The following is an 18,754-nucleotide window of genomic DNA, read 5'->3' as shown; positions in this document are numbered from 1 at the left end:
ATGGCTGTCAAAATTAGACTTAAGAAACTCTTTGTTATTGCTATTGTTCTGAAGGTAAGTTTTTCAGGCATCGGTTGGTATATCAGTGACCCTTGGATATTTGGATTATTACTCCCCATTACGGTCATGTCTCTTTACATCATCTTAGGTAATTATAGAGCCCATAATGATGTGACTGATGAGAAGTTTGCAGACTCCTGTTATTACATAGGCTTTATTTTTACCATAACATCAATCGTTTTTAGCCTTTTTGATCTACCAGATATTGAGTCAAAGATGTCTGAAATTGCCGTGCGATTTGGTGTTGCAATGGTGAGCACTGTTATGGGTATAGCAGTGCGAGTTTACATGGTCAGCTTCAAGCACGATTTCAGTGATGCAATAAGCTCAGCGGAAGATGGTGTTATTGATGCTACTACTAGGCTTAACGAACAGTTGATTATCTCTTTGGAAAAGTTGCAAGAGTTTGATTCAAGAGTTGAAGATGCAACTAGAACGACCCTGGACAGAGTTGCCATTGGAGTAGAACAACTAACCGAATCCTACAGCAACAAAATCTCTTTATTATTTGAGGAAATATCTAACCATAACAGACAAGCATTTGAGTCTGCATTGAACGAAGTGAAAGGCTCAACAAATCGTCTGACTGACTTAGTCGACTACTATTCTTCATGTCTACGTAGCAATCTTGATAGTATTGAGGGAAAAATAAGCTATTTTTCAGATGCCGTGACTAAAAGGCTAGATGAGACGGCTTTTCCAGATGATTATTTTAGTAAAAAATTGGAAGCCCCCGTTAATCGTCTTTGCATTAGCACAGAAAAAATAGCTTTAAATGTGGCAAAAGCGGCTAAAGATGTCGATTCATCAGTTGATGGTATTCAAAGTTCATTGGGTTTATTACGCTCAAGGTCGGATGACATTGAATATGTATTAGACCGTGTGGTTTCTTTTTCAGACACGCAGGATAAAATTCTTGCCGGCGCACATAATCAAGTTGAAACACTTAGCGATCTATCCAGATCGTTAAAAACTCTACAAATTAACATTGATACTGTAACCGAAGCTTTAGTAACACAAACAACACTCTTTAAGAGTTATCTCGAAGAACAAAAATCACAGACATCAAATTTATCTTTAGCGGCAAAAGAGCTAACCAACACCAATGAAACGCTGACTAAAAGCAATAAGACAGAGCAGAATTTATATGAAGTAATTGCTAATACGCTTTCCGAGATAAATAAAGAAAAAGTTGAACTAGGTCATAGGCTTGTAGAAATAGAGAACAAAATGGTTCAACATCACGAGGTAACAGTTAAGGATATCAATAAAGTATTGGATCAGATTGTTTCGAAACTGGAAGGCATTGTTAGAGAAGTACCTAGTTTCAAAGATATTTTGGAAAATGCGGCTAGTGATAGGGCTTATATCCTTCAACGTCTTGCCGGTTCGGTATCCTTGGGCAATGATTCTCAAAGAATAACCACGCCACCACCTGGGCAAATCGATATTTAGCTTAATGAAAAGTATTCCACCGCGTGGCGATTCAATTTTCCAGCTCTCATTGACAGAAATTGCTTTCTCTTTGATTTTTATATTGTTGATTCTTTTGGGGTGGATGTATGCAAGCACCGACAGGAAATACAAAGAAGTAAATGAGAAATTAGAAAAACTCCAAACTTTAGATACATATAAAGATCAATTAGAAAATTTTGAAAACCAATTAAAAGAAATCGGCGCTAACCCAGATGAAATAATATCGAAGCTTATTGAAAACACGAAAATTATATCTGAATCTGTTGAGTTAAAGTCTAAGATAGATGAGCAGGATGAACAACTTACACAGCTAGTAAATATTCGTGAAATGCTTGAAGAATTAAAAGAAAAATCAGATAACGATATAACAGATAAGGAATTAGCAGCGGCGATTGAATTGGTCAGCAACCTGAGCGAAAAAATACCGGATATCAAAAAAGATGAAAAGAAAAATTTATCTGAGGAAAACATAAAGAGAATACAAGAACAAGCACTTAATGCTTTGGAGTTAATGCAATATCTAGAAAAATCTTATTTCGATAAATTTGATCAATCTATTGATAGAGAAAAGCTTCAGAAGATTGCAAGAACTTTGATTGAGTCTTCGGATATAAATTATGCTAGAGAACTTTCCGATCTTAAAGGTCAAGTAGCTTATCTTCAAAATAGATTGTCCTCTGGTCCAGGAAGGGATCATCCTCCCTGTTGGGCAGATGAGAACACTGGTCGAATTGAATATCTTTTTGATATTGTCATCACACAGGAAGGGCTTGTTGTCGATAAAGCATGGCCTGAACATAGAAACAGTGAAGCTTTGGATCTCCCAAGAATTAAAAATGTATTAGGAAAAGTTGTTTCCAAAGGAAAATTTATCAATGAGACTATTGAAATTTTTAATATTTCAAAAAAGAAAGAATGTCGTCACTTTGTAATATTAAAAAACAGGGTAAACGATTTAACTTATTTTAATGCTCATCGTTTTGCGGTAAATGGCATCTTTTATACCTACGAACCTAGGTGATTAAAAATATGAAAAAATACATCACACCGCTAATCAGTCTAACTTTGGGCATTTTTCTCATCATTATTGGCATCAATATGTCTAAAGCCCAAAATATGTGGGATGAGAAAAAGACTGACCAAATCATAAAGCCTGGCACCAAAGTTAGAAATGCGGCTATCGGTGCAGGTGTCGGCGCAGTCGGAGGCGGGGTCACGGCCACGATTGTTGGTGGAATCGGTATTGTTGTTGCGGGTACCGGTGTTGGCTTGCCAGCAGGTATAGGTTTGATTTCACTTGCGGCAGGCCTTGGTGCAGGTGCCGGTGCGGTTGCAGGTGCCGCTACAGGTGACACGACTTCAGTGGATACGGTCACAACTACCATCACACATGTTGCCCCTGTTTATGAAACATGGCAATGGGGAGTTGTGTTAGCAATCGGTTTCTTCTTGCTAATCTATTCGGTTTATAAGATTAGTCGTTTCAAGGTATCACCATAGCCTTTTCAAGTTACCTTTTTATTATCCGCTAAAATTCGATAAACACTGGCCTCACCGATATTAAGCTGCCGGGCAATCTGCGTTTTTGTTACGCCATTGGCCGCGAGCTCAACGACTTCCTGGCGCAGTTCGGTGGGCAAGGGTTTTCGGCCTTTATACTTGCCCGCGGCTTTTGCCTTGGCGACGCCTTCGCGCTGCCTCTCCAACATGATTTCCCGTTCGAATTGAGCGACACCGCCCAAGACGGTCAGCATCAACTTGCCGGTGGGCGTTTGCGTATCCATGCCCAGGTTAAGAATGCGCAGGCCGGCCTGCTTTTGTTCCAACGTCTGAATAATGGCCATGAGATCCGCAACCGATCGAGCCAAACGGTCCAACTTTGTCACGACCAAGACATCGCCTTCCCGGGTAAACTCCAAGGCCGCTTCTAACTGAGCCCGGACGGCGACCGAGGAAACTTGCTCCTGGAAAATTTTTTTGCACTGAGCCGCTTCGAGCTCTCGAAGTTGTGCTTCAAGCCCTGCGATTTGTTCAGTCGTCGACGTTCTAGCGTAACCGATAATCATGTTTCTCTCAATAGAGTTTTAAGTGCTGTGATAGAGTATCTATCATAATGCAATTAAAGGTCTATTGATAGGATTTTTGGCGGGGTTGTGACTCTATCATTAGATCAAGGCCTATTGATAGTGTAGAGGTATGAATGGGGAGTAGAATTTGGAAAAATCAGCCGCTGATTCTGCCTTCAAAACTATCGGGCATTCCATTCGAAAAATGTCCACTAAGTTCGATCCGAAACCAGCTAGATTTTGAACGCCTTGGATCGGCCATTATGTGAAGCTTCCTTTTATGTATAGCGGTGTTGCCGCAAACGAGGTGCGATCTGGCTTGGAAGCCTTTATCACGCCACAAACTTTACATAATTTCCACGATTTCAAGATAGGCAGCAAAATCTCCGAACCCCATTTCTGACATGTACTCATATCGAAAAATCATCTAATCGCCATTTTTATAGCATCAATTCGGCTTACTTCAAGGAGTAATGGTGTGTGCTCGACCAGCACTTGGTAGCAGAAGAGATGATTTAATGAGTTCATAACGTAATCGTTTAGCCCCCCCCTGTTCCTATCACGCCAAAACCGGCATAGGCAAACGAGGGACGGGTTGGTTTTTACGGCGTTCGGCCAGTGTTTGAGCAATAAACTCCCAAGGATTCAGGTCTCTCAAACGCGCGGTATCAATCACGCTCGCCAGCAAGGCAACCACGCGACTGCCTTGTGCCGTCCGCGAACCGAAGGTGATTTTGCGCAGCAATACCCAGTGCCGCAAACTGCGTTCCGCCACGTTGTTGGTCAATGGATGCGCCGGCGTTTCGACCACGCGCACGATGGCCTCCCAATCGTTGAGAAATTCGCCGGCTAATTGTCGGCTGTCAACATGCGCGATGTCTCGGTGCGTCTCGCAGAGCGAGCGCAGCAAGGTCAGCAACTGTTGATTCTGCGCCCATAAGGATTCGGCATCCGGCGGCGATTCGCGGAGTCGGTGGATGTTGCGCATCAACAGGATCATGGCCAATAACAAGGCTTCGCCGAAAGCTTGTCCTTCGCTATCCAGGCACTGATACAGTGCTCGGGCCTTGCGCACCAAGTGCGCCCAACAGCGCAAGCGCCTAGGAAAGATGCGATAGACGCTGTAGCCGTCGGTCATCAGTAAGCCGCAAAACGCTTCCCCTAAGAGCTGGTTCACGACGAGACGATGGCGTTTGCCCACTTGATAAATCACCGTCTGTGCGCTGACAAAGACCCAGAGCCAAAATAACTGCCCGGCTTCTTTCCAGGGTGTTTCATCGATATGTAAGAGGCCGGCGGCCTTGAGTTCCGCGATCAACTGCTCGTCGACGACCGGCGCAACGGCACGTCCCGCTTCATGAATGCATTGATTAATGGTGCTGGTGCTGAGGTAGATTCCCAGCCAATCGCGCAAATAGGCTTGGATTCTGCTGCGCGATGCCCGTAGGGACAATGAGAGATAAACCAAAAAGCTAACCAACCGAGGGCCGCACAGATGCCATTCGCTCAGGGCTACGCTCCAGCCATCTTCGTCGGCGCCTCGCCCGGGCTCGGCGCGGGTTTGATGACCGCAGGGACAGGTCGCCGAGAAGTAGTCATGTCGGCTATGTTCGATTTGTAATTTCGGCGATTCGGCGTTGCCGATTTCAAGCTCCAGTTCGAACCGGGCGTTCCAGGGTCGGTAGTCGGTGTTGTCGGCAAACGATTGCCTACACGCGGCGCAGCAATCCGGGCGATGCTCAATTGTCCGTGTCACCGGTAAGGTCAGGTTGCGGCTATAGCCTGGGCTACCGACTTGGCGCCCGGCTTTTTTAGGCTTTCCGCTATCACCGGTCGCCGCCGGAGGTGTTGCCGAGTCCTGGCTAGGTAAGTCATCTGACGAAGACTCAGACGAATCCAGTGCCGACAAGTCGTCCGTTGCCGGCGCTTCTTCCGACGGTTCGGCGCTGGATTGATTCGATTGCCAAGGCTCCCGGGATGACGGCGGACGCGAACTCGTATCCGGGGATTGTTTGAGTCGTTCTCGGGCTTCTTTGAGATCCGCCAACAGTTGCTTACTCAATGGACGCAACTCACCCTCCGGCAAATCATCCAGATAGTCCGTGTCCATTTGGCTAAGGTCTCGGTCGCTCAACGTCATGTCCTATAGCTTTTCATGTTTTAACGGGAGATGCTACTTTTTTAGTGATGGGGGGCTAAACGATTACGTTCATAACAGTCTCCAGAAAAAAGCCTAAGGAATTTCCATTCCAGATAACTGCGGAATTTATGTTTAGCCTTTAGGACGAAGTGCCTTGCTAAACCTGCCGATTACAAGCTATAAACCATTCGGAGCCAAATTACTATCCATAAAAGGAAACTTCACATAATGGCCGTTATGCATAGCTATGCATAACGGCCAAAACCTGCCGGTCGCAACTGGCTGCTTTATGGCGATGAATATTGCACTTAATGACCAAGAAGGCCAAAGGGGCGGTTGAGTTGTAGATATTGATTACTTGATTTTTTGTTGAGGCTTATTGTACTGGATATCTCCAACCGAATCCGTTTGGTAGACCTTGTCACCTTTGATTTGATATTGTTGCTTATCATACTGTTTATTACCAATCGGATCAGTTACGATTATCCGACCATTTTCTTGGATGGTGTGTGAAGATTTGTTGTATTGAATGTTACCGATTGAATTGGTTTGGTATATTCGCTCCTCGTCGGCTTGGGCACAAAGACTGAATAACCAAAAGAATGTTACTTTAAGTGATAGTTTCATGATGATTCATTAGTCAGATTTAAACAAACAAAAACCCTAATGAAGGGGTTTTTAAGCGTGATAAATAAATGAGTATCGTGCATATTTATAACCTGCTCGTACCAAAATCATCGTAGCATCAGTCAGAAAAATATCTTCAACTTCAATATTTAGCCTCTGAGAAGAGTAATGACTCACTCTTGTGAGTTAAATCTTCGTTACCTAACAATGCCGTTGTTTGTTCAGAAAAACCTATTAGTTGAAATTGTTCGAGGTGACGTTCAATAAATTTCTGTCCACTTGATGTAATCAGGTTTATATCTTTACTGATAAGTTGCATGTCGTCATTAAGTTGCTCAATAAATCGAGTCGCATTGGTTATGATACCTGCTAATTTTGCTTCTACAGCGTTGCTCAAAATATTTTTGCTACTTTCTCGCATGTCGGTATTATTATCAATACGAGCAAGTTGATCTTCTGCTTGTTGAAGGGCTCTATCTTGTAATTCTGCATATTGCTGAGATTTTTCATGAATTAAATCATAGGCTTTGCGTTGCAAGTCGATACGCATAGAGCCAATGGTTTCAACAGTTTCTACATTAATGCGAGTTAATTCTTTTTGATATTCCATCATTGCATCGGAAACCATTTTCATACGCTCAAATTCTTTATCTTTTTTAAGCTGTTCTATTTCTGTAATAATGCGGACAATTTCAGTTTCCCGCTGAATTTTCAAGTTTGTATTTAATTCCTGTTCCTTCATTTTTTGATCGGATAGCCCTGTTTCAACGCCTATCTGGCGTTCTATTTCCCGTTTAACGTCGTTGTCCTTCGCTTCTTCTTGTCGGATATAATCATTGCGTTTTAAAGGTTCTTCTGCCCAGTTGCACATCATATTTACAGGTGATAGTAAAATATCTCCTAATTTAGATAAGGCAGTACCCGTACCAATTGCAATTCCACCTATAGCCCCACCAATACCAATACTCATAACTTCTCCTCGCTAAATTGTTTGATTATCCTGTCAAATACAACACGATTTTTTTCTAAGGTAACTTCCAATATATTACGCATCGTATCTGCATTCTCACCTGCTTTCATAAATTGACTCAAAGCTGTTTGCATATCTTTGACCAATTCAACTCCTAAATTTAGTTGAGAGGAATCAGTTGTTTTTACAATAGCCCACTTGCTCAGTAATTCGAGAAAAACAGGTGTAAAAAACGTATCAATAATAGACCGTTCCTCCCCTGGTAAATGTGCCACGATATGATTAAAAACCTGCCAGTGACTACTTAACCATGTTATAAAGTATTTTTCTCTAGCTAATTTCAACATCACAGGACTGTTTTCATACTTATAAGATGGCTTATATATTTCCGTATTATGGCTCAAAAAATCTTGCACCATATCAGCCCTACATTGCTTCAATGTTTGCAGCGTGACAAATGCTGCTTTTTTATTTAACATCGGCCTTTTTGCTAATGTTATCAAGTTGGGCGCTTGTAGCTTCTCGCTTAGATTCTCCTGTCAAAATACTTAATATTTCTATGACGTGCGTTTTTGCGAGATCGCCACTCAAATCAATGCTTTTGGTATAACTGCCAACTAACTCTTGAATCCATTGTGCTGAAACAGCATTATCAACTTGGGCTACGTTCATAGTCTGAATGACATCCTTAAGAGTTTGCGTAAAAAATTGTGTCCGTTCTCTTCGCAAATCTTCCTGAAGAGTATTAGCGAATTTAATTTCTTCTTTGTATTCTTTAATAAGACCAAGATAATGCTTTTCATATTGATAAAGCAGTTCTAGCTTAGATTTTGTTTCGCTTAATTGTTCAGAAATGTGGACATCGTTTGACATGGTTGCCTCCATTGGCGTAGGTTGCGTAAAGTGTTCAAGTTGATTTAGGCGGGGGTTATAAATTTTAAGGAGTTTTTCTGCTATGGATTTTCTTTCCAGCTCACCTACGGTTAATGTATGTAAATGCGTTGCTCCCATCTTTGTGGCTGTAGTCCATAACGGATTAGTTTTCAATGCCTGAAAATTATTAGTTTCCCCTATAAAATAAGGGATGAACGAGGGAGGGGACCATAGTTGCGTTTTTTCACCTGCAAAAACAAAAACTCCCGCATTTTTACTCAGGTACTCTTGTGACATCGCCAACACTACAAATGCATATTTATCCCAATGGTAAATTTCTGCCATATTATTTTTCCTTCTTATTTTCGAATAAATATTTTTTCAACAATATTTATGGCACAAACTAAGGGAGCCGGTCTTGTAATCAAACATGCCCAGCTAGATTTAGAAGGTTAAAAACCCGATAACCCCTTACATTTTTCATCCAAATTTAACCTTACAGCTTATACTTTAGTTTTTAATTTCACAATAAAACTTTTATTGCAGAAATATTAAAACACTAAGGGAATATTCAACACCATTCCTAACCACTCCAGATGGTCAGTTTTCAATCGGTGTTAACACTACTTTGCCAATGACAGGTATCGGGAAGCATAAATCCTCACCCAAATGTCTCTTGTGGGTCGATAACGGAAAACGATTTATCGATGAAACTGCTGCGCAGTTTGCGCAGGATTCGCAGTTTATTTTTATACATCCATAAAAAAATATAAAAAATGAATTATGGTAAAAAACACTGCACAACCTGCACACCCTGCAAAGCGGTGATTAAATTATTTTTTCAACCCGGTATTTTTTTCTCGTCCCGGATGAGCCGGCGATTGTCAATCGATATCCGGACTCAATCCTGTCAATGTGCCTCATTAGAAATTTGCCCAGGCGCGGCCGGTTAATGCCGCTAGAGCTATCGGCCACATCAAATAGCGCTTGAAAAAGTGGTTCGCATGATGTGGTTGCATGTTTGACCAGTTGGTTGACCGTTACGCACTCCGTGCCAATCGCGGCGTGCCAACATTCCAGAACCCCCGCCAATTCGGATCGGATGGGATCGATGGTATCCCACCGGCATAGACCGGCGCATGGATCATCTAGACCGGCCCAAACAATTGCGTTGCGTATCCAATCCGACCACGATTCAAACGATCCAAATGGCATTAAATTTTGTCGGGGACGTCCCGCGATATCGTATGCGCGTAATACGGTTAGCGCCGCAACAACCAGATTTGCACGGTTTTTTTCGATATATGATGGAATATGGACATCAAAAATTCGCTCGTGCGGTCGTTCGATGCCGGCATCGATGACGATCGGCAAAACCCGACGCGTTAAATCGCCGACAACCGTAACATTGTTTCCCGTCGCAAAAAACGTCGCCCGGGTCGGGGCAGACACCATTTGCGTTTTTCCGAGGAGCCGATCGGTCAGTTCCGGCATCGTCAAAACGGTGCACAGTGTCTCGCTCTGAAAATAATTTTCAATATTATCCATGCAAATCAATGGTGTACCTGATATTAACAACGCCATCAGGCGCTTTCGGTCCTCATCCGCATTCGTTGATTGGGTCATGGACCGTATTCCACGCCCCGTAGCGATTTGCGCGATCGCATTGACCAAAAGCCCCTTGCCACTGCCCATTTTGGGGGATGTACATAGAAAAAGCGGGGCATTGTCGACGGTATGACGTGTTAATGCCGTTAAAATCGCGGCGATTGCGGTCGATAAATCGGATTGTTCGACGAATGGAAACCCTGATAGAGGCTTTTTCAGGACCTCGATGGCCTCGAGCGCGTCATCCCATGTCGGATTATCGGGGATCGGGGCAAAATCTGCGGCATTAAAATCGGAATACAGGCCGGTTTCAATATCGTAACCCGGATGATTGATAACCGATCCATCCGGACGCAGCGTAGGCGCATAGACGATGCCGGTCAAATGTGGGATTGGCCAGTGCCGGCGTGCCAGGAGCGTCGCAGCGAAATCAATTGGTAAATTGGTTTCGACCCAGTCTTGCTTGGTCGAACTATATTTTGTAAACCGCGCATTTTTCATTAAAAAATCGGCCAAAAACGACGCATCCACCGGAATGATTTTCGAAATCGCATTTTTTTGCGTTGGCAAAACCGCGACCAAAACGTCACTGGATTGATAAATACCGCCGGCGTTTTTTAAAATCCGCTCGCAGGCGTCGACAACCTCAGGTTTGTTACCGGATCTAATTTTGATTTCGGGTTTTGAATTCGCATCCGAGGCAAAAAAATATCGGCATCCACCATGGGCCATTGAATGGATGAGCGGTCGTCCATGCGGTGCATTGTGCCAAAATTTCGCGGTGGTCCGGCCATAATCTGGGCCCTCGATCGGATCCGCCAGCGCCTGATCATTGTAATGCTCAGGATCCGCTCGTACATCTCGAACCGTGGCCACCCCTAAATTGGCAAAATGCAGCTCAAAATTGTCGGGGAGTTCGTGAGCGCCCGCCGCGAGCTCACGAATTTGCTTTTCGGCCTGTACGGCTGAAACGCCATTATCGATTAGGCGTTCTATGTGAATGCGTTGCCATTTTTCGGAAACCCGGTTCGATTCTGATCGAGCCTCAGATTTCGCTGCATCAATGAGATTCTGAAATATTTTTTCGTCATTGGCACTCAGATCGGTTAGCAGGTGTGGCGTTAAAAATTCGCCATCTCGAAACACCGCCTCGGGTGGTCGCCATGTTAGGCCGGCACCATCGATTATCGGTTTTCCCACGAAATCCAAACGCTCCGGCGTAAAAACAAGTGCATCGATCAGGGTGCGTAGCAGAATTGCTCCAGATGTTGCAATTTCAATGTGTCCAAAACCGGCGAGCCATAATTTTTTATACAGAAATTCACCAATTCGCGGGATTTGAGATGCCTCCTGCACGGGGATATAAAGATGGAATCCCCGGGGCGCTGATTTGGCGCCGTTGTGTTCACCGGTACGTTCAACAGCGCTGGAAACCGATCCCCGCGCAAAATACGCGGATCGGCTGAATACCGGATCTATGCCGGCTAAAATGTCCACTAGCTCAGCCGGGGATTCTAAATTGCGGCCATTTTTGCCCGGATCATGGTCAAGCATCAAAATACCGGGGCCTTTTTCAAACGCAAAAAACTCGCGCGTTCGCGCGATCGCGTTGGGTGTCGATTGAACACGTTTTGCAGTCACGATTTTCACGGAATCGCCCAAATTTCGACCAAAAACGCCATAACCATACGCCGTTTTTTCGTCGGTCTCATCAAATGACGCACAAAAATCGGCAAAAGAAATGGTTTTTCGTTCGGCAATGCCCCGGCTCATCTGAGCTGCGGGGCGTTTGATGATTTGATCGTTTTCGTCGAGTGAATAGGTTTTTGATAATGGAGAGTTTTCGCTGTGAAAAACGGTGAATGAAATTTTTGAATCAGGGGATAAAGTTTTCATACCGCGCCTCCCTGGGTGCGGCGGGTGATGAACGCGTCGAGATCCGCTTTTTTGTATTTGGCCAGTCGTCCAATTTTAACCATCGGCAAATCATATCGACGTGTCGATGCCCAAATGGCGAGTGTTTTCGTTGATACGCCCAAATATATCGCGGCCTCGGAGCGTGAAAAAAGGCGTTCGTGATTTAAATTGTTCATTGATTGTTCCCAAATTTTGGGCACAAAAATGCTCATTCCACCCGAATGTAATTCAGGCGTAATACAAATTTTAAATAAAAAATAATGAATTTTTATTTAAATTTAAATACAATGGAAGAGCATTTTTTAATGTGCATAGAAAAAATATTAGTTAAGGAGTTGGCAAATTCGCGGTTTGTCAACTCCAAATTTATTTTATCATGTTTCAAATTTATCCCTGGTTACCCCCCCCCTCCGTTAGGTCTGTAAAAAACGTCATAAAAACATTTTAACAGATTTTTTAATTATCCAATTTCGACCCCTTTAGGTGGGAAATTCCTCAAAAACGAGCCGCCGGATCGTTGCTCTCCTCCTCAATTGGTGCCTCGGCACTCCGCACCCATGAAATAGCCTGATCCATTGGTAAATTTAGCCATAGGTAGGCAAAATCAATGGCATTGACCCTGTCACCGGTACGGTTGTCCACCAGTTTCCTGTCATCAATGCGATAATGTTCGGTCAATAGACCGTAATCGCGTTCGGCCTTCTCTAAAAGTGCTGCCATCGAAATATCGGCATTCAGTCGGTTAATTTCTGGTTTTTCAGCGAACCAGCACTGTGCATCGGACACCCACCAACTGAAGCCATCGAGCGCATCGAGCCGCTGCTGCTCAGCACTAAAGCCGGGATAATGAGGGTGTTTTCGAGAGTTTTCGGAAAGGTTTGTATTGGATATCCACCCATGCTGATCAGCGAGAACCGGGGTTATTTTTTGAGGGGAATAGGGCGTTCTATTCAAGTCGACCCGATTGTTTTCCCGATGCCATTCCCGATATTGTTGAACTGATTTCAGCGCCGAATCCGCCTCTTTTTGCAGGTTATAATTTGTTGAATATTGTGATCCCAGCCATTTTTGGAATGCGGCGGCCACGGATTTTTTATACGGTAAAATCCGCAGCTGATTGTCGCTCAAAAGATCCAATTTGCTGATGATCAGGTGAATGTGCGGGATGCGTTGTTTGGGGGTCTGGGTTACTGGATCGGTGACTGATTGCATGATGGGGTAATGTATTTCAGCATAAGCCGCCAATCGATTGCGGTCATAAAGATGAAAAAAATGCTCGAGCAGTTGGAGTGTTATTTCCTGCCAGCGTGCGCGCGTTAAATCGTGCTGAGCAAAAGCCGGTGAAACGGTAATGTGCCAATACGATTTTTTCCATTTTTTATGTTTTTTTACATACCGGTGAGCCGCACTGAAAACCCCGAGGTCTCCATAAATCGGCATACGTCGATCAAGCTCGTCACGGTGTAACGACCGACCTGATTTGTTGCCCTCGTTTAGATATTTTTCGATGCCGCTCTCGTGTTCTGAAATCCGAATAATCATGATGCTCCCCCGACTATATTGTTTGTATTGAGTAATTGATAAATCTGTTCCCGCAGGTCGACAACGTTCTGACTCAATTCAGCAAGAATCTTAAAGTGTCCCTCAGAGCCGAGATAGTTGCGGGAATCAACAGATATAATCAACTCACTTAATTTCGTTGTGAGCTGCGCGGCAATGGCGATCCGATAACGCTCAAGCGGATCCTCGTGCTTTACTGTCGAGGTAGTGTAATTAAGCGTCGAGTATCGTGCAAAATCGCTTGGTGTCATTAGGCGCTCACCGTGTTTATTAGTGCACCGGTTAACGAGGTTTTTATACTCTTCCTCAGTGACGCGAAAACTGATTGTGCGTGTGCGTGTTGGTGCTTTTACCTGTTTTTTTGATTGTTTAGTTGATTGCGTGTTCTGTGTCATAAGTTTTATCTCAATAAGTTTCGAATTAAGTTGGACGCTAAATATTCAAACAATGTAGGTATGTAAACATTTGCTAACGTCCCTCATAGGTATGAAATGCGCTTTTCTAGACAAAAAGGTTCAAATCAGCCTTCGGAAAAAATTATTTAATATGTGATTTCTGTCACGCCTCCTTTTTCTCTACAACGGCAAAAAATCTCCTTTGGGATAGCCGGCGCATCAATTCAACAAATTGGATTGCTGGGTGAACTTTTGGTTTTTATTCCCTGGTGTGCTCTATCGTTCCCTGTTGTAATCTCTAAAACTTTTAACAAAAACAATAGTTTATAACTAATTTCTATTGTGCTATATTTTGAGAAAAATGCAATAGAGATGACCTCAGCATGAAGACAAAACTTCCCCCTGATCACGAAATTTCACAAAACAAGTCGGCGTTTGCCGAATCGGTTGACCTGGCGCTCAACAGCCACCGGAAAACCGCCAAAATCACGGTTCGGGACAAATTGAGGCTGGTGAATGATGAGTTGATCAAATTCAAAGATACTGGGATCTCATACCGAATCATTTGCGCGCTTCTGGCAGACAAAATTGGGCTGTATGTCAGCCAACAAACGCTGCGAGACCATTGCCAACAGGAATTGGGATTTGGCAAAAGGGAAACTGGGAAATCAATCGCTAAAAAAACTCTAAAACGAACTTCACAAGCAACTGGGCAAGGAACTCAGTCGGGATCTGGAAAAACCCAATCGATAACTGATGAACGAGGAACTGGTCAATTAAGTGATGCGATTCGATCCCATTCAACCGCTACCGATGTAAAAAACCAAATTACCGAACAAACAAACAAGATATTCAACGCATTGGAGGATTATTAATGAACAATCAACCGACCAAAAAACTGATTTTGAATCTGTCGGATAAAGGGGGTACGGGGAAAAGTCTTTTCACGCGAGGGGTTGCAGATTATCTGATACGAAGGCAACTACAATCACAAACATTGCTCGTAGACGGCGATGGCGAAGTTGGCCAGCTGCTGCAATTTTACAAATCTGACGGCGCGATCAGCGCACAGATCACCGATGAGGAAAAACGTGACCAATTCGTTGAGATTTTAGAGTCGCAAAAAGCTCTTATCGTCGCCGATCTTCCGGCTGCATCGATTACGCATCTACGACGGCTAAACGACGAAATCGATTTTTTTCGCGTGGTAGGCGATTACGGTTATCAACTCATTTTTTGCAATGTCATTAGTCCCTTTAAAGCCTCGGTGCGGTCCGTCAAAGCGATGATCGAATTGGCCGGAGGTCACGCAGACTATGTCGTCGTGAAAAATCGATTTTTCGGGGATGATGGCGAATTCCATCTGTACGAGTCTGGGCAGGGGAAAAAGGCTCTGGCTCAACATGGCGGACTGGAAATCAATATGCCGAAAATCAGCACCGGTGTATTGGCCGAATTGGACGCCAAAAATATTCCGTTTTGGCGGGCCATCGATGATGTCCAGCTAAAACTAGCCTACCGCTGCCGCGTCAATCAATGGCTCAAAGACCTTGATGTCCAACTGGACCGATTGCAATTGACCGAAAATTTGCCGGAGCATCAGCATGAGCCAGCAAGCGTTTGACCTTCTCCTGAGATCTTTTTCAGCAGCTGAGCGAGAGCGAGTCATGAAAACCGCGATGGCCTATGGTTTGAGTCCTGACGATCCGGCCTGGGTGATATTGGCTGTCAACCAATCCGGATTGATGGCCATGGAAAAGGCAATTAACGAATTGAATGGCGTTCATAGCCGTGAAATCAAGGCATTCGAGGATAAGGCCCGGTTGTTGGCCGAAAAAAGTATGGATAAGGCCGCTCACGAAGCGCTGCAAAAAATCAGTGAGACATTGGCGGTGAACGCGCAAAATTTATTTCGAAAACGTGAATTACGGATAACAACCAGTTGGCTAGTCGGCGCCGCCGTTATTGGTGCTTCTTTTTATATAGGAATCTCGCTCCTCACCTACCAATACCTAGAATCCACGATTTACAAAAAAGCGTTAAACGACGCCTACCAAATCGCCCACGATGAAACGGCGCGGGCCAATTGGGCCAATACCCAAACCGGAAAAACAGCTTTTGCGCTCAGCCAGGTAACAGATATAGCGCAATTAGCCGCCTGCAATAAACCTGGGGCAGGATGGGTGCTAAATAAGGACCGAACAATCTGTTTTCCGCAGCAGGATTCGGATGGATTCATTCACGGTTGGGCAGTTCCTAAAACAAGGTAGTCGAAGGGGGATGCCTGGTAAAGTAGAGTTTGTCTGAAAATTAAAGCATTGCCCGAACGATCGCTCGGCAGCGCTCCTCGCTCCCGTACAAGGCTTGGAATTCTGTCAAGCTCATGCCTTTTTGGAATTGGACTTTGTTTTTGCTCATCTCAGTCTCCTTCTATTTCATAGTCTCAGCTAATCCATTCGACTCCTAATTTGGCTGATGCGTTTACGTAATCAAGAATCTCTATATTTTTGACCGGGAACCGAAACTGCGCTTGTGGCTAATGGAACAAGCAGGTGAAATTTTTTTTCGGAAATTCCGGTCGACAGGTCGTGTTACTGACATGCCGTTTTTGAGATGGCAGTAACATACACATGGAGTGTCGTGATGACTGAAAAAAAGGAATCTCTTTTTTAGGGGGATATGAGTGCAGCTTTGGGGCGGGGTTTGTGAGTAACTTTATTCTTATATGGACTCCTCCATTGCAAGCCAAGAGCTCTCAAAATAATGTTCCAACAGAAATCGAGATTGCCGCCAAATATTCGGCTTATTAAAGGAGTTTGTTGAACCTTCGGGCTATCCGCGCGCTTATGCCTCTATCAACTTTCCGATTTCAAAGAATCAGAATTAATGAGTATATGAGCAATCCAAACTCCAAGAATCCTCCGGATTCTGTTGTTTTTTTCCAAGTGTTGAGCGGTTGATTCAACGCAAAGACGAGTTATACCCGAACGATAATCGGGTGGTCGTCGATTATGCGATAACTCAGACAGGCACAAAGTACAATATAACGGTGACATCAACGCTACCGGAAATGGATAGCCGATCTAATTCAATGCGAGTCATGAATCGCATCTACCTCGAACGCCATGATACCGAGAAAAACCTACAACCGGTTTTATCAGCTGTTCGTTACGCGGGGCATATTGGGTGATTGGTCGGTGGTCCGGGAATGGGGCCGAGCAGCATCACCGGGAGCCATGCGGAAAGATTGGTTCGATACCGAGCCGGAAGTATTGGAAGCCGCTGAAAAAGTTTTTGATGCCAAGAAGAAAAAAGGGCTACCGGGTCCTCATTGAAAATCTGATAGCACCTATACAAAGCATGGTCTAAGATTACAATCGAACCACACCACACCGAATCGAATCACGATCATGGCCACTACAGAAGCATTCACCGTCAGAACCGAACAAGATATCATGTGTCAACTCGACAACATTGCCGAATCGCTGGATCGATCGCGAAATTACATTGTAAATCAAGCCCTGAAAGAATATCTGCAACATCAGGCCTGGCAGAGCGAGAAAATCAATCAAGAGATTGCCGTCGCCGATCGTGGCGAAATTGCCGATCACGATGACATGATGCGGGAGCTGGAAGACCTGATCGAAGAAAAAGCGAAAGACCGCGCGTGAAAATCGTTTGGACTGAACCCGCCCGACAGGGTTTAAGGGTCAATTTTAAGCTACATTGCCGAAGAATACCCCAGAGTTGCCTGTGCTTTATTGGCCGAGATCAAAGATTGCGTTGGTATATGATAGAAAATCAAATGCGTACGGTTACCGTGGGTGGTTTATGCTAATTTTCAAACTATCTGGAATACTCATTAAGATATTTTTGACAATTATGAATCTTGCTCAAAATACCAGGTTAATTTTGTATAACCGCTTGGCTTTACTGTATATTTGAAAAATATTTAACTTAATTTAATAGACTTAAATGACTTTGGTTGCATAATGAACTTTGGATTTGATGTGAGTTTTTCTTGCGTGGATCTCTTTTGTGGCGCTGGTGGCCTAACACACGGATTCACGCAAGAGGGCATACCCGTTGTAGCAGGTATCGACTTAGACCCCGCTTGCCGTTTTCCTTACGAGACTAACAACACTGTCAGGTTTTTGGAGCGTGACATAAGCCAAGTCACTGGCGATGAAATCAATGAATTGTTTGGCGATTCTGAGCTGAAAATATTGGCCGGCTGTGCACCTTGTCAACCATTTTCTACTTACGCGCAACGGTACGAAACCGACGGAATAGATGGTAAATGGGGGTTGCTCTATCAATTTGTTCGATTGGTAAGGGAAACCAACCCGGATGTAATCACGATGGAAAACGTACCGACAGTCGTCAGACATCAGGTCTTCCATGATTTCGTGACGGAATTGAAGAATTTAGAATACCACGTCTGGTATGGCGTCGTGGATAGTTCACTATACGGTGTTCCGCAATCTCGGCGCCGTATGGTTCTTTTGGCTTCCAGATTCGGCGAGATTCGAATGATCGAACCTACTCATTCAAAACCAATGACCGTCGAAGAGGCCATCGGGAATATGCCTATCATCGAGGCTGGAGAGTCTAATCCTGATGACAAATTACACATTGCATCGACACTTTCAGATAAAAATCTTCAACGGATTCGGATTTCCAAACCTGGTGGCACTTGGCGAGATTGGCCGGAGCATCTGATAGCCGATTGCCATAAATCCAAGACAGGTAAAACCTATCCAAGTGTCTATGGTCGAATGGAATGGGACAAGCCCGCTCCGACGATGACCACACAATGCTATGGTTTCGGAAACGGACGCTTTGGTCACCCTGAACAAGATCGTGCCATTTCCTTGAGAGAAGCCGCCATCCTTCAAAGTTTCCCAAAAGACTACGTATTTTTACCAGAAGAGGCCGAAGTAAGCTTCAAGGCTTTGGGTCGGATGATAGGTAATGCAGTGCCCGTTGAATTAGGTAGAGCCATTGCGAGGAGCATCACCAACCATTTGTCGATAGCCGTTTCCAGCTAATAAATTCAGTC

Annotated in this window: 19 protein-coding genes; 9 read left to right on the top strand and 10 right to left on the bottom strand. The window is 44.1% G+C overall.

Annotated features, from left to right (window positions below; genetic code table 11):
• Genes METBU_RS0114165 through METBU_RS0114155 form a run of 3 tightly spaced genes read left to right on the top strand, consistent with a single transcriptional unit; the run spans position 1 to position 3,036 of the window.
• The gene (locus METBU_RS0114165; RefSeq protein ID WP_017841260.1) at positions 1-1,515 is read left to right on the top strand and encodes a Rad50 family protein; all 1,515 of its coding nucleotides are present in this window, start codon (positions 1-3) and stop codon (positions 1,513-1,515) included.
• Positions 1,516-1,519: 4 nt separating this feature from the next.
• On the top strand, positions 1,520-2,557 hold the full coding sequence (locus METBU_RS0114160) for a hypothetical protein (RefSeq protein ID WP_017841259.1): 1,038 nt from the start codon (positions 1,520-1,522) through the stop codon (positions 2,555-2,557).
• An 8-nt stretch (positions 2,558-2,565) separates the two neighbouring features.
• On the top strand, positions 2,566-3,036 hold the full coding sequence (locus METBU_RS0114155) for a hypothetical protein (RefSeq protein WP_017841258.1): 471 nt from the start codon (positions 2,566-2,568) through the stop codon (positions 3,034-3,036).
• Between the two features lie 5 nt (positions 3,037-3,041).
• On the opposite strand, the gene METBU_RS0114150 is transcribed toward METBU_RS0114155, so the two are convergent.
• From METBU_RS0114150 to METBU_RS0114095, 10 genes are all read right to left on the bottom strand, one after another.
• Entirely contained in the window at positions 3,042-3,602 is a 561-nt protein-coding gene (locus METBU_RS0114150) for a recombinase family protein (protein ID WP_017841257.1), read from the bottom strand.
• 559 nt (positions 3,603-4,161) lie between these two features.
• Positions 4,162-5,712 (bottom strand): IS66 family transposase, encoded by a 1,551-nt coding sequence (gene tnpC, locus METBU_RS0114140; protein ID WP_017841256.1) that lies wholly within the window; start codon positions 5,710-5,712, stop codon positions 4,162-4,164.
• A gap of 384 nt (positions 5,713-6,096) precedes the next feature.
• Entirely contained in the window at positions 6,097-6,369 is a 273-nt protein-coding gene (locus METBU_RS0114130; RefSeq protein ID WP_017841254.1) for a hypothetical protein, read from the bottom strand.
• A 142-nt stretch (positions 6,370-6,511) separates the two neighbouring features.
• On the bottom strand, positions 6,512-7,339 hold the full coding sequence (locus METBU_RS24230) for a hypothetical protein (protein WP_017841253.1): 828 nt from the start codon (positions 7,337-7,339) through the stop codon (positions 6,512-6,514).
• Positions 7,336-7,818 carry a hypothetical protein gene (locus METBU_RS0114120; protein WP_017841252.1) on the bottom strand — a complete coding sequence of 161 codons (483 nt, stop codon included), beginning with the start codon at positions 7,816-7,818 and terminating at the stop codon, positions 7,336-7,338. The genes METBU_RS24230 and METBU_RS0114120 overlap by 4 nt, the downstream gene beginning before the upstream one ends.
• Complete coding sequence (locus tag METBU_RS25345; RefSeq protein ID WP_017841251.1) at positions 7,808-8,557, bottom strand: hypothetical protein; 750 nt, start codon at positions 8,555-8,557, stop codon at positions 7,808-7,810. The genes METBU_RS0114120 and METBU_RS25345 overlap by 11 nt, the downstream gene beginning before the upstream one ends.
• 483 nt (positions 8,558-9,040) lie before the next feature.
• A complete protein-coding gene (locus METBU_RS0114110) occupies positions 9,041-11,716 on the bottom strand; it encodes a hypothetical protein (protein ID WP_017841250.1) in 2,676 nt (891 codons plus the stop codon).
• Entirely contained in the window at positions 11,713-11,913 is a 201-nt protein-coding gene (locus METBU_RS0114105; RefSeq protein WP_040575718.1) for a helix-turn-helix domain-containing protein, read from the bottom strand. The genes METBU_RS0114110 and METBU_RS0114105 overlap by 4 nt, the downstream gene beginning before the upstream one ends.
• 319 nt (positions 11,914-12,232) lie before the next feature.
• Positions 12,233-13,279 (bottom strand): hypothetical protein, encoded by a 1,047-nt coding sequence (locus tag METBU_RS0114100; protein WP_017841248.1) that lies wholly within the window; start codon positions 13,277-13,279, stop codon positions 12,233-12,235.
• Positions 13,276-13,692, bottom strand: a complete 417-nt coding sequence (locus METBU_RS0114095; protein WP_017841247.1) for a hypothetical protein — start codon at positions 13,690-13,692, stop codon at positions 13,276-13,278. The genes METBU_RS0114100 and METBU_RS0114095 overlap by 4 nt, the downstream gene beginning before the upstream one ends.
• 383 nt (positions 13,693-14,075) lie before the next feature.
• On the opposite strand from METBU_RS0114095, the gene METBU_RS0114090 reads away from it, so the two are divergent.
• The 6 genes from METBU_RS0114090 to METBU_RS0114060 all read left to right on the top strand — a co-directional run bounded on the left by METBU_RS0114090 (position 14,076) and on the right by METBU_RS0114060 (position 18,743).
• The gene (locus METBU_RS0114090; RefSeq protein WP_017841246.1) at positions 14,076-14,567 is read left to right on the top strand and encodes a hypothetical protein; all 492 of its coding nucleotides are present in this window, start codon (positions 14,076-14,078) and stop codon (positions 14,565-14,567) included.
• Complete coding sequence (locus METBU_RS24220) at positions 14,567-15,316, top strand: P-loop NTPase family protein (RefSeq protein ID WP_017841245.1); 750 nt, start codon at positions 14,567-14,569, stop codon at positions 15,314-15,316. Before METBU_RS0114090 ends, METBU_RS24220 begins: the two co-directional genes overlap by 1 nt.
• 43 nt (positions 15,317-15,359) lie before the next feature.
• Positions 15,360-15,962: a hypothetical protein gene (locus METBU_RS25340; protein ID WP_017841244.1), complete on the top strand. Its 603-nt coding sequence runs from the start codon at positions 15,360-15,362 to the stop codon at positions 15,960-15,962.
• An 855-nt stretch (positions 15,963-16,817) separates the two neighbouring features.
• A complete protein-coding gene (locus tag METBU_RS24210; protein ID WP_017841242.1) occupies positions 16,818-17,027 on the top strand; it encodes a WGR domain-containing protein in 210 nt (69 codons plus the stop codon).
• Positions 17,028-17,102: 75 nt separating this feature from the next.
• Entirely contained in the window at positions 17,103-17,363 is a 261-nt protein-coding gene (locus METBU_RS0114065) for a CopG family ribbon-helix-helix protein (RefSeq protein ID WP_017841241.1), read from the top strand.
• A 321-nt stretch (positions 17,364-17,684) separates the two neighbouring features.
• Entirely contained in the window at positions 17,685-18,743 is a 1,059-nt protein-coding gene (locus tag METBU_RS0114060; protein ID WP_017841240.1) for a DNA cytosine methyltransferase, read from the top strand.
• The last annotated feature ends 11 nt before the right edge of the window (positions 18,744-18,754 follow it).

Source organism: Methylotuvimicrobium buryatense 5G (genome assembly GCF_000341735.1).
Lineage (GTDB): Bacteria > Pseudomonadota > Gammaproteobacteria > Methylococcales > Methylomonadaceae > Methylotuvimicrobium > Methylotuvimicrobium buryatense.
The sequence above is the reverse complement of the archived record's forward strand: the minus strand, read 5'-3'. Positions and strand labels throughout refer to the sequence as shown.

Coding starts and splice junctions, on each gene's coding strand:
- METBU_RS24230 (WP_017841253.1), bottom strand. CDS start 7,339: ATGAGTATTGGTATTGGTGGGGCTATAGGTGGAATTGCAATTGGTACG.
- METBU_RS25345 (WP_017841251.1), bottom strand. CDS start 8,557: ATGGCAGAAATTTACCATTGGGATAAATATGCATTTGTAGTGTTGGCG.
- METBU_RS0114130 (WP_017841254.1), bottom strand. CDS start 6,369: ATGAAACTATCACTTAAAGTAACATTCTTTTGGTTATTCAGTCTTTGT.
- METBU_RS0114120 (WP_017841252.1), bottom strand. CDS start 7,818: ATGTTAAATAAAAAAGCAGCATTTGTCACGCTGCAAACATTGAAGCAA.
- METBU_RS0114110 (WP_017841250.1), bottom strand. CDS start 11,716: ATGAAAACTTTATCCCCTGATTCAAAAATTTCATTCACCGTTTTTCAC.
- METBU_RS0114100 (WP_017841248.1), bottom strand. CDS start 13,279: ATGATTATTCGGATTTCAGAACACGAGAGCGGCATCGAAAAATATCTA.
- METBU_RS0114090 (WP_017841246.1), top strand. CDS start 14,076: ATGAAGACAAAACTTCCCCCTGATCACGAAATTTCACAAAACAAGTCG.
- METBU_RS24220 (WP_017841245.1), top strand. CDS start 14,567: ATGAACAATCAACCGACCAAAAAACTGATTTTGAATCTGTCGGATAAA.
- METBU_RS0114065 (WP_017841241.1), top strand. CDS start 17,103: ATGGCCACTACAGAAGCATTCACCGTCAGAACCGAACAAGATATCATG.
- METBU_RS0114165 (WP_017841260.1), top strand. CDS start 1: ATGGCTGTCAAAATTAGACTTAAGAAACTCTTTGTTATTGCTATTGTT.
- METBU_RS24210 (WP_017841242.1), top strand. CDS start 16,818: ATGATACCGAGAAAAACCTACAACCGGTTTTATCAGCTGTTCGTTACG.
- METBU_RS0114160 (WP_017841259.1), top strand. CDS start 1,520: ATGAAAAGTATTCCACCGCGTGGCGATTCAATTTTCCAGCTCTCATTG.
- METBU_RS0114155 (WP_017841258.1), top strand. CDS start 2,566: ATGAAAAAATACATCACACCGCTAATCAGTCTAACTTTGGGCATTTTT.
- METBU_RS25340 (WP_017841244.1), top strand. CDS start 15,360: ATGAAAACCGCGATGGCCTATGGTTTGAGTCCTGACGATCCGGCCTGG.
- METBU_RS0114095 (WP_017841247.1), bottom strand. CDS start 13,692: ATGACACAGAACACGCAATCAACTAAACAATCAAAAAAACAGGTAAAA.
- tnpC (WP_017841256.1), bottom strand. CDS start 5,712: ATGGACACGGACTATCTGGATGATTTGCCGGAGGGTGAGTTGCGTCCA.
- METBU_RS0114105 (WP_040575718.1), bottom strand. CDS start 11,913: ATGAACAATTTAAATCACGAACGCCTTTTTTCACGCTCCGAGGCCGCG.
- METBU_RS0114060 (WP_017841240.1), top strand. CDS start 17,685: ATGAACTTTGGATTTGATGTGAGTTTTTCTTGCGTGGATCTCTTTTGT.
- METBU_RS0114150 (WP_017841257.1), bottom strand. CDS start 3,602: ATGATTATCGGTTACGCTAGAACGTCGACGACTGAACAAATCGCAGGG.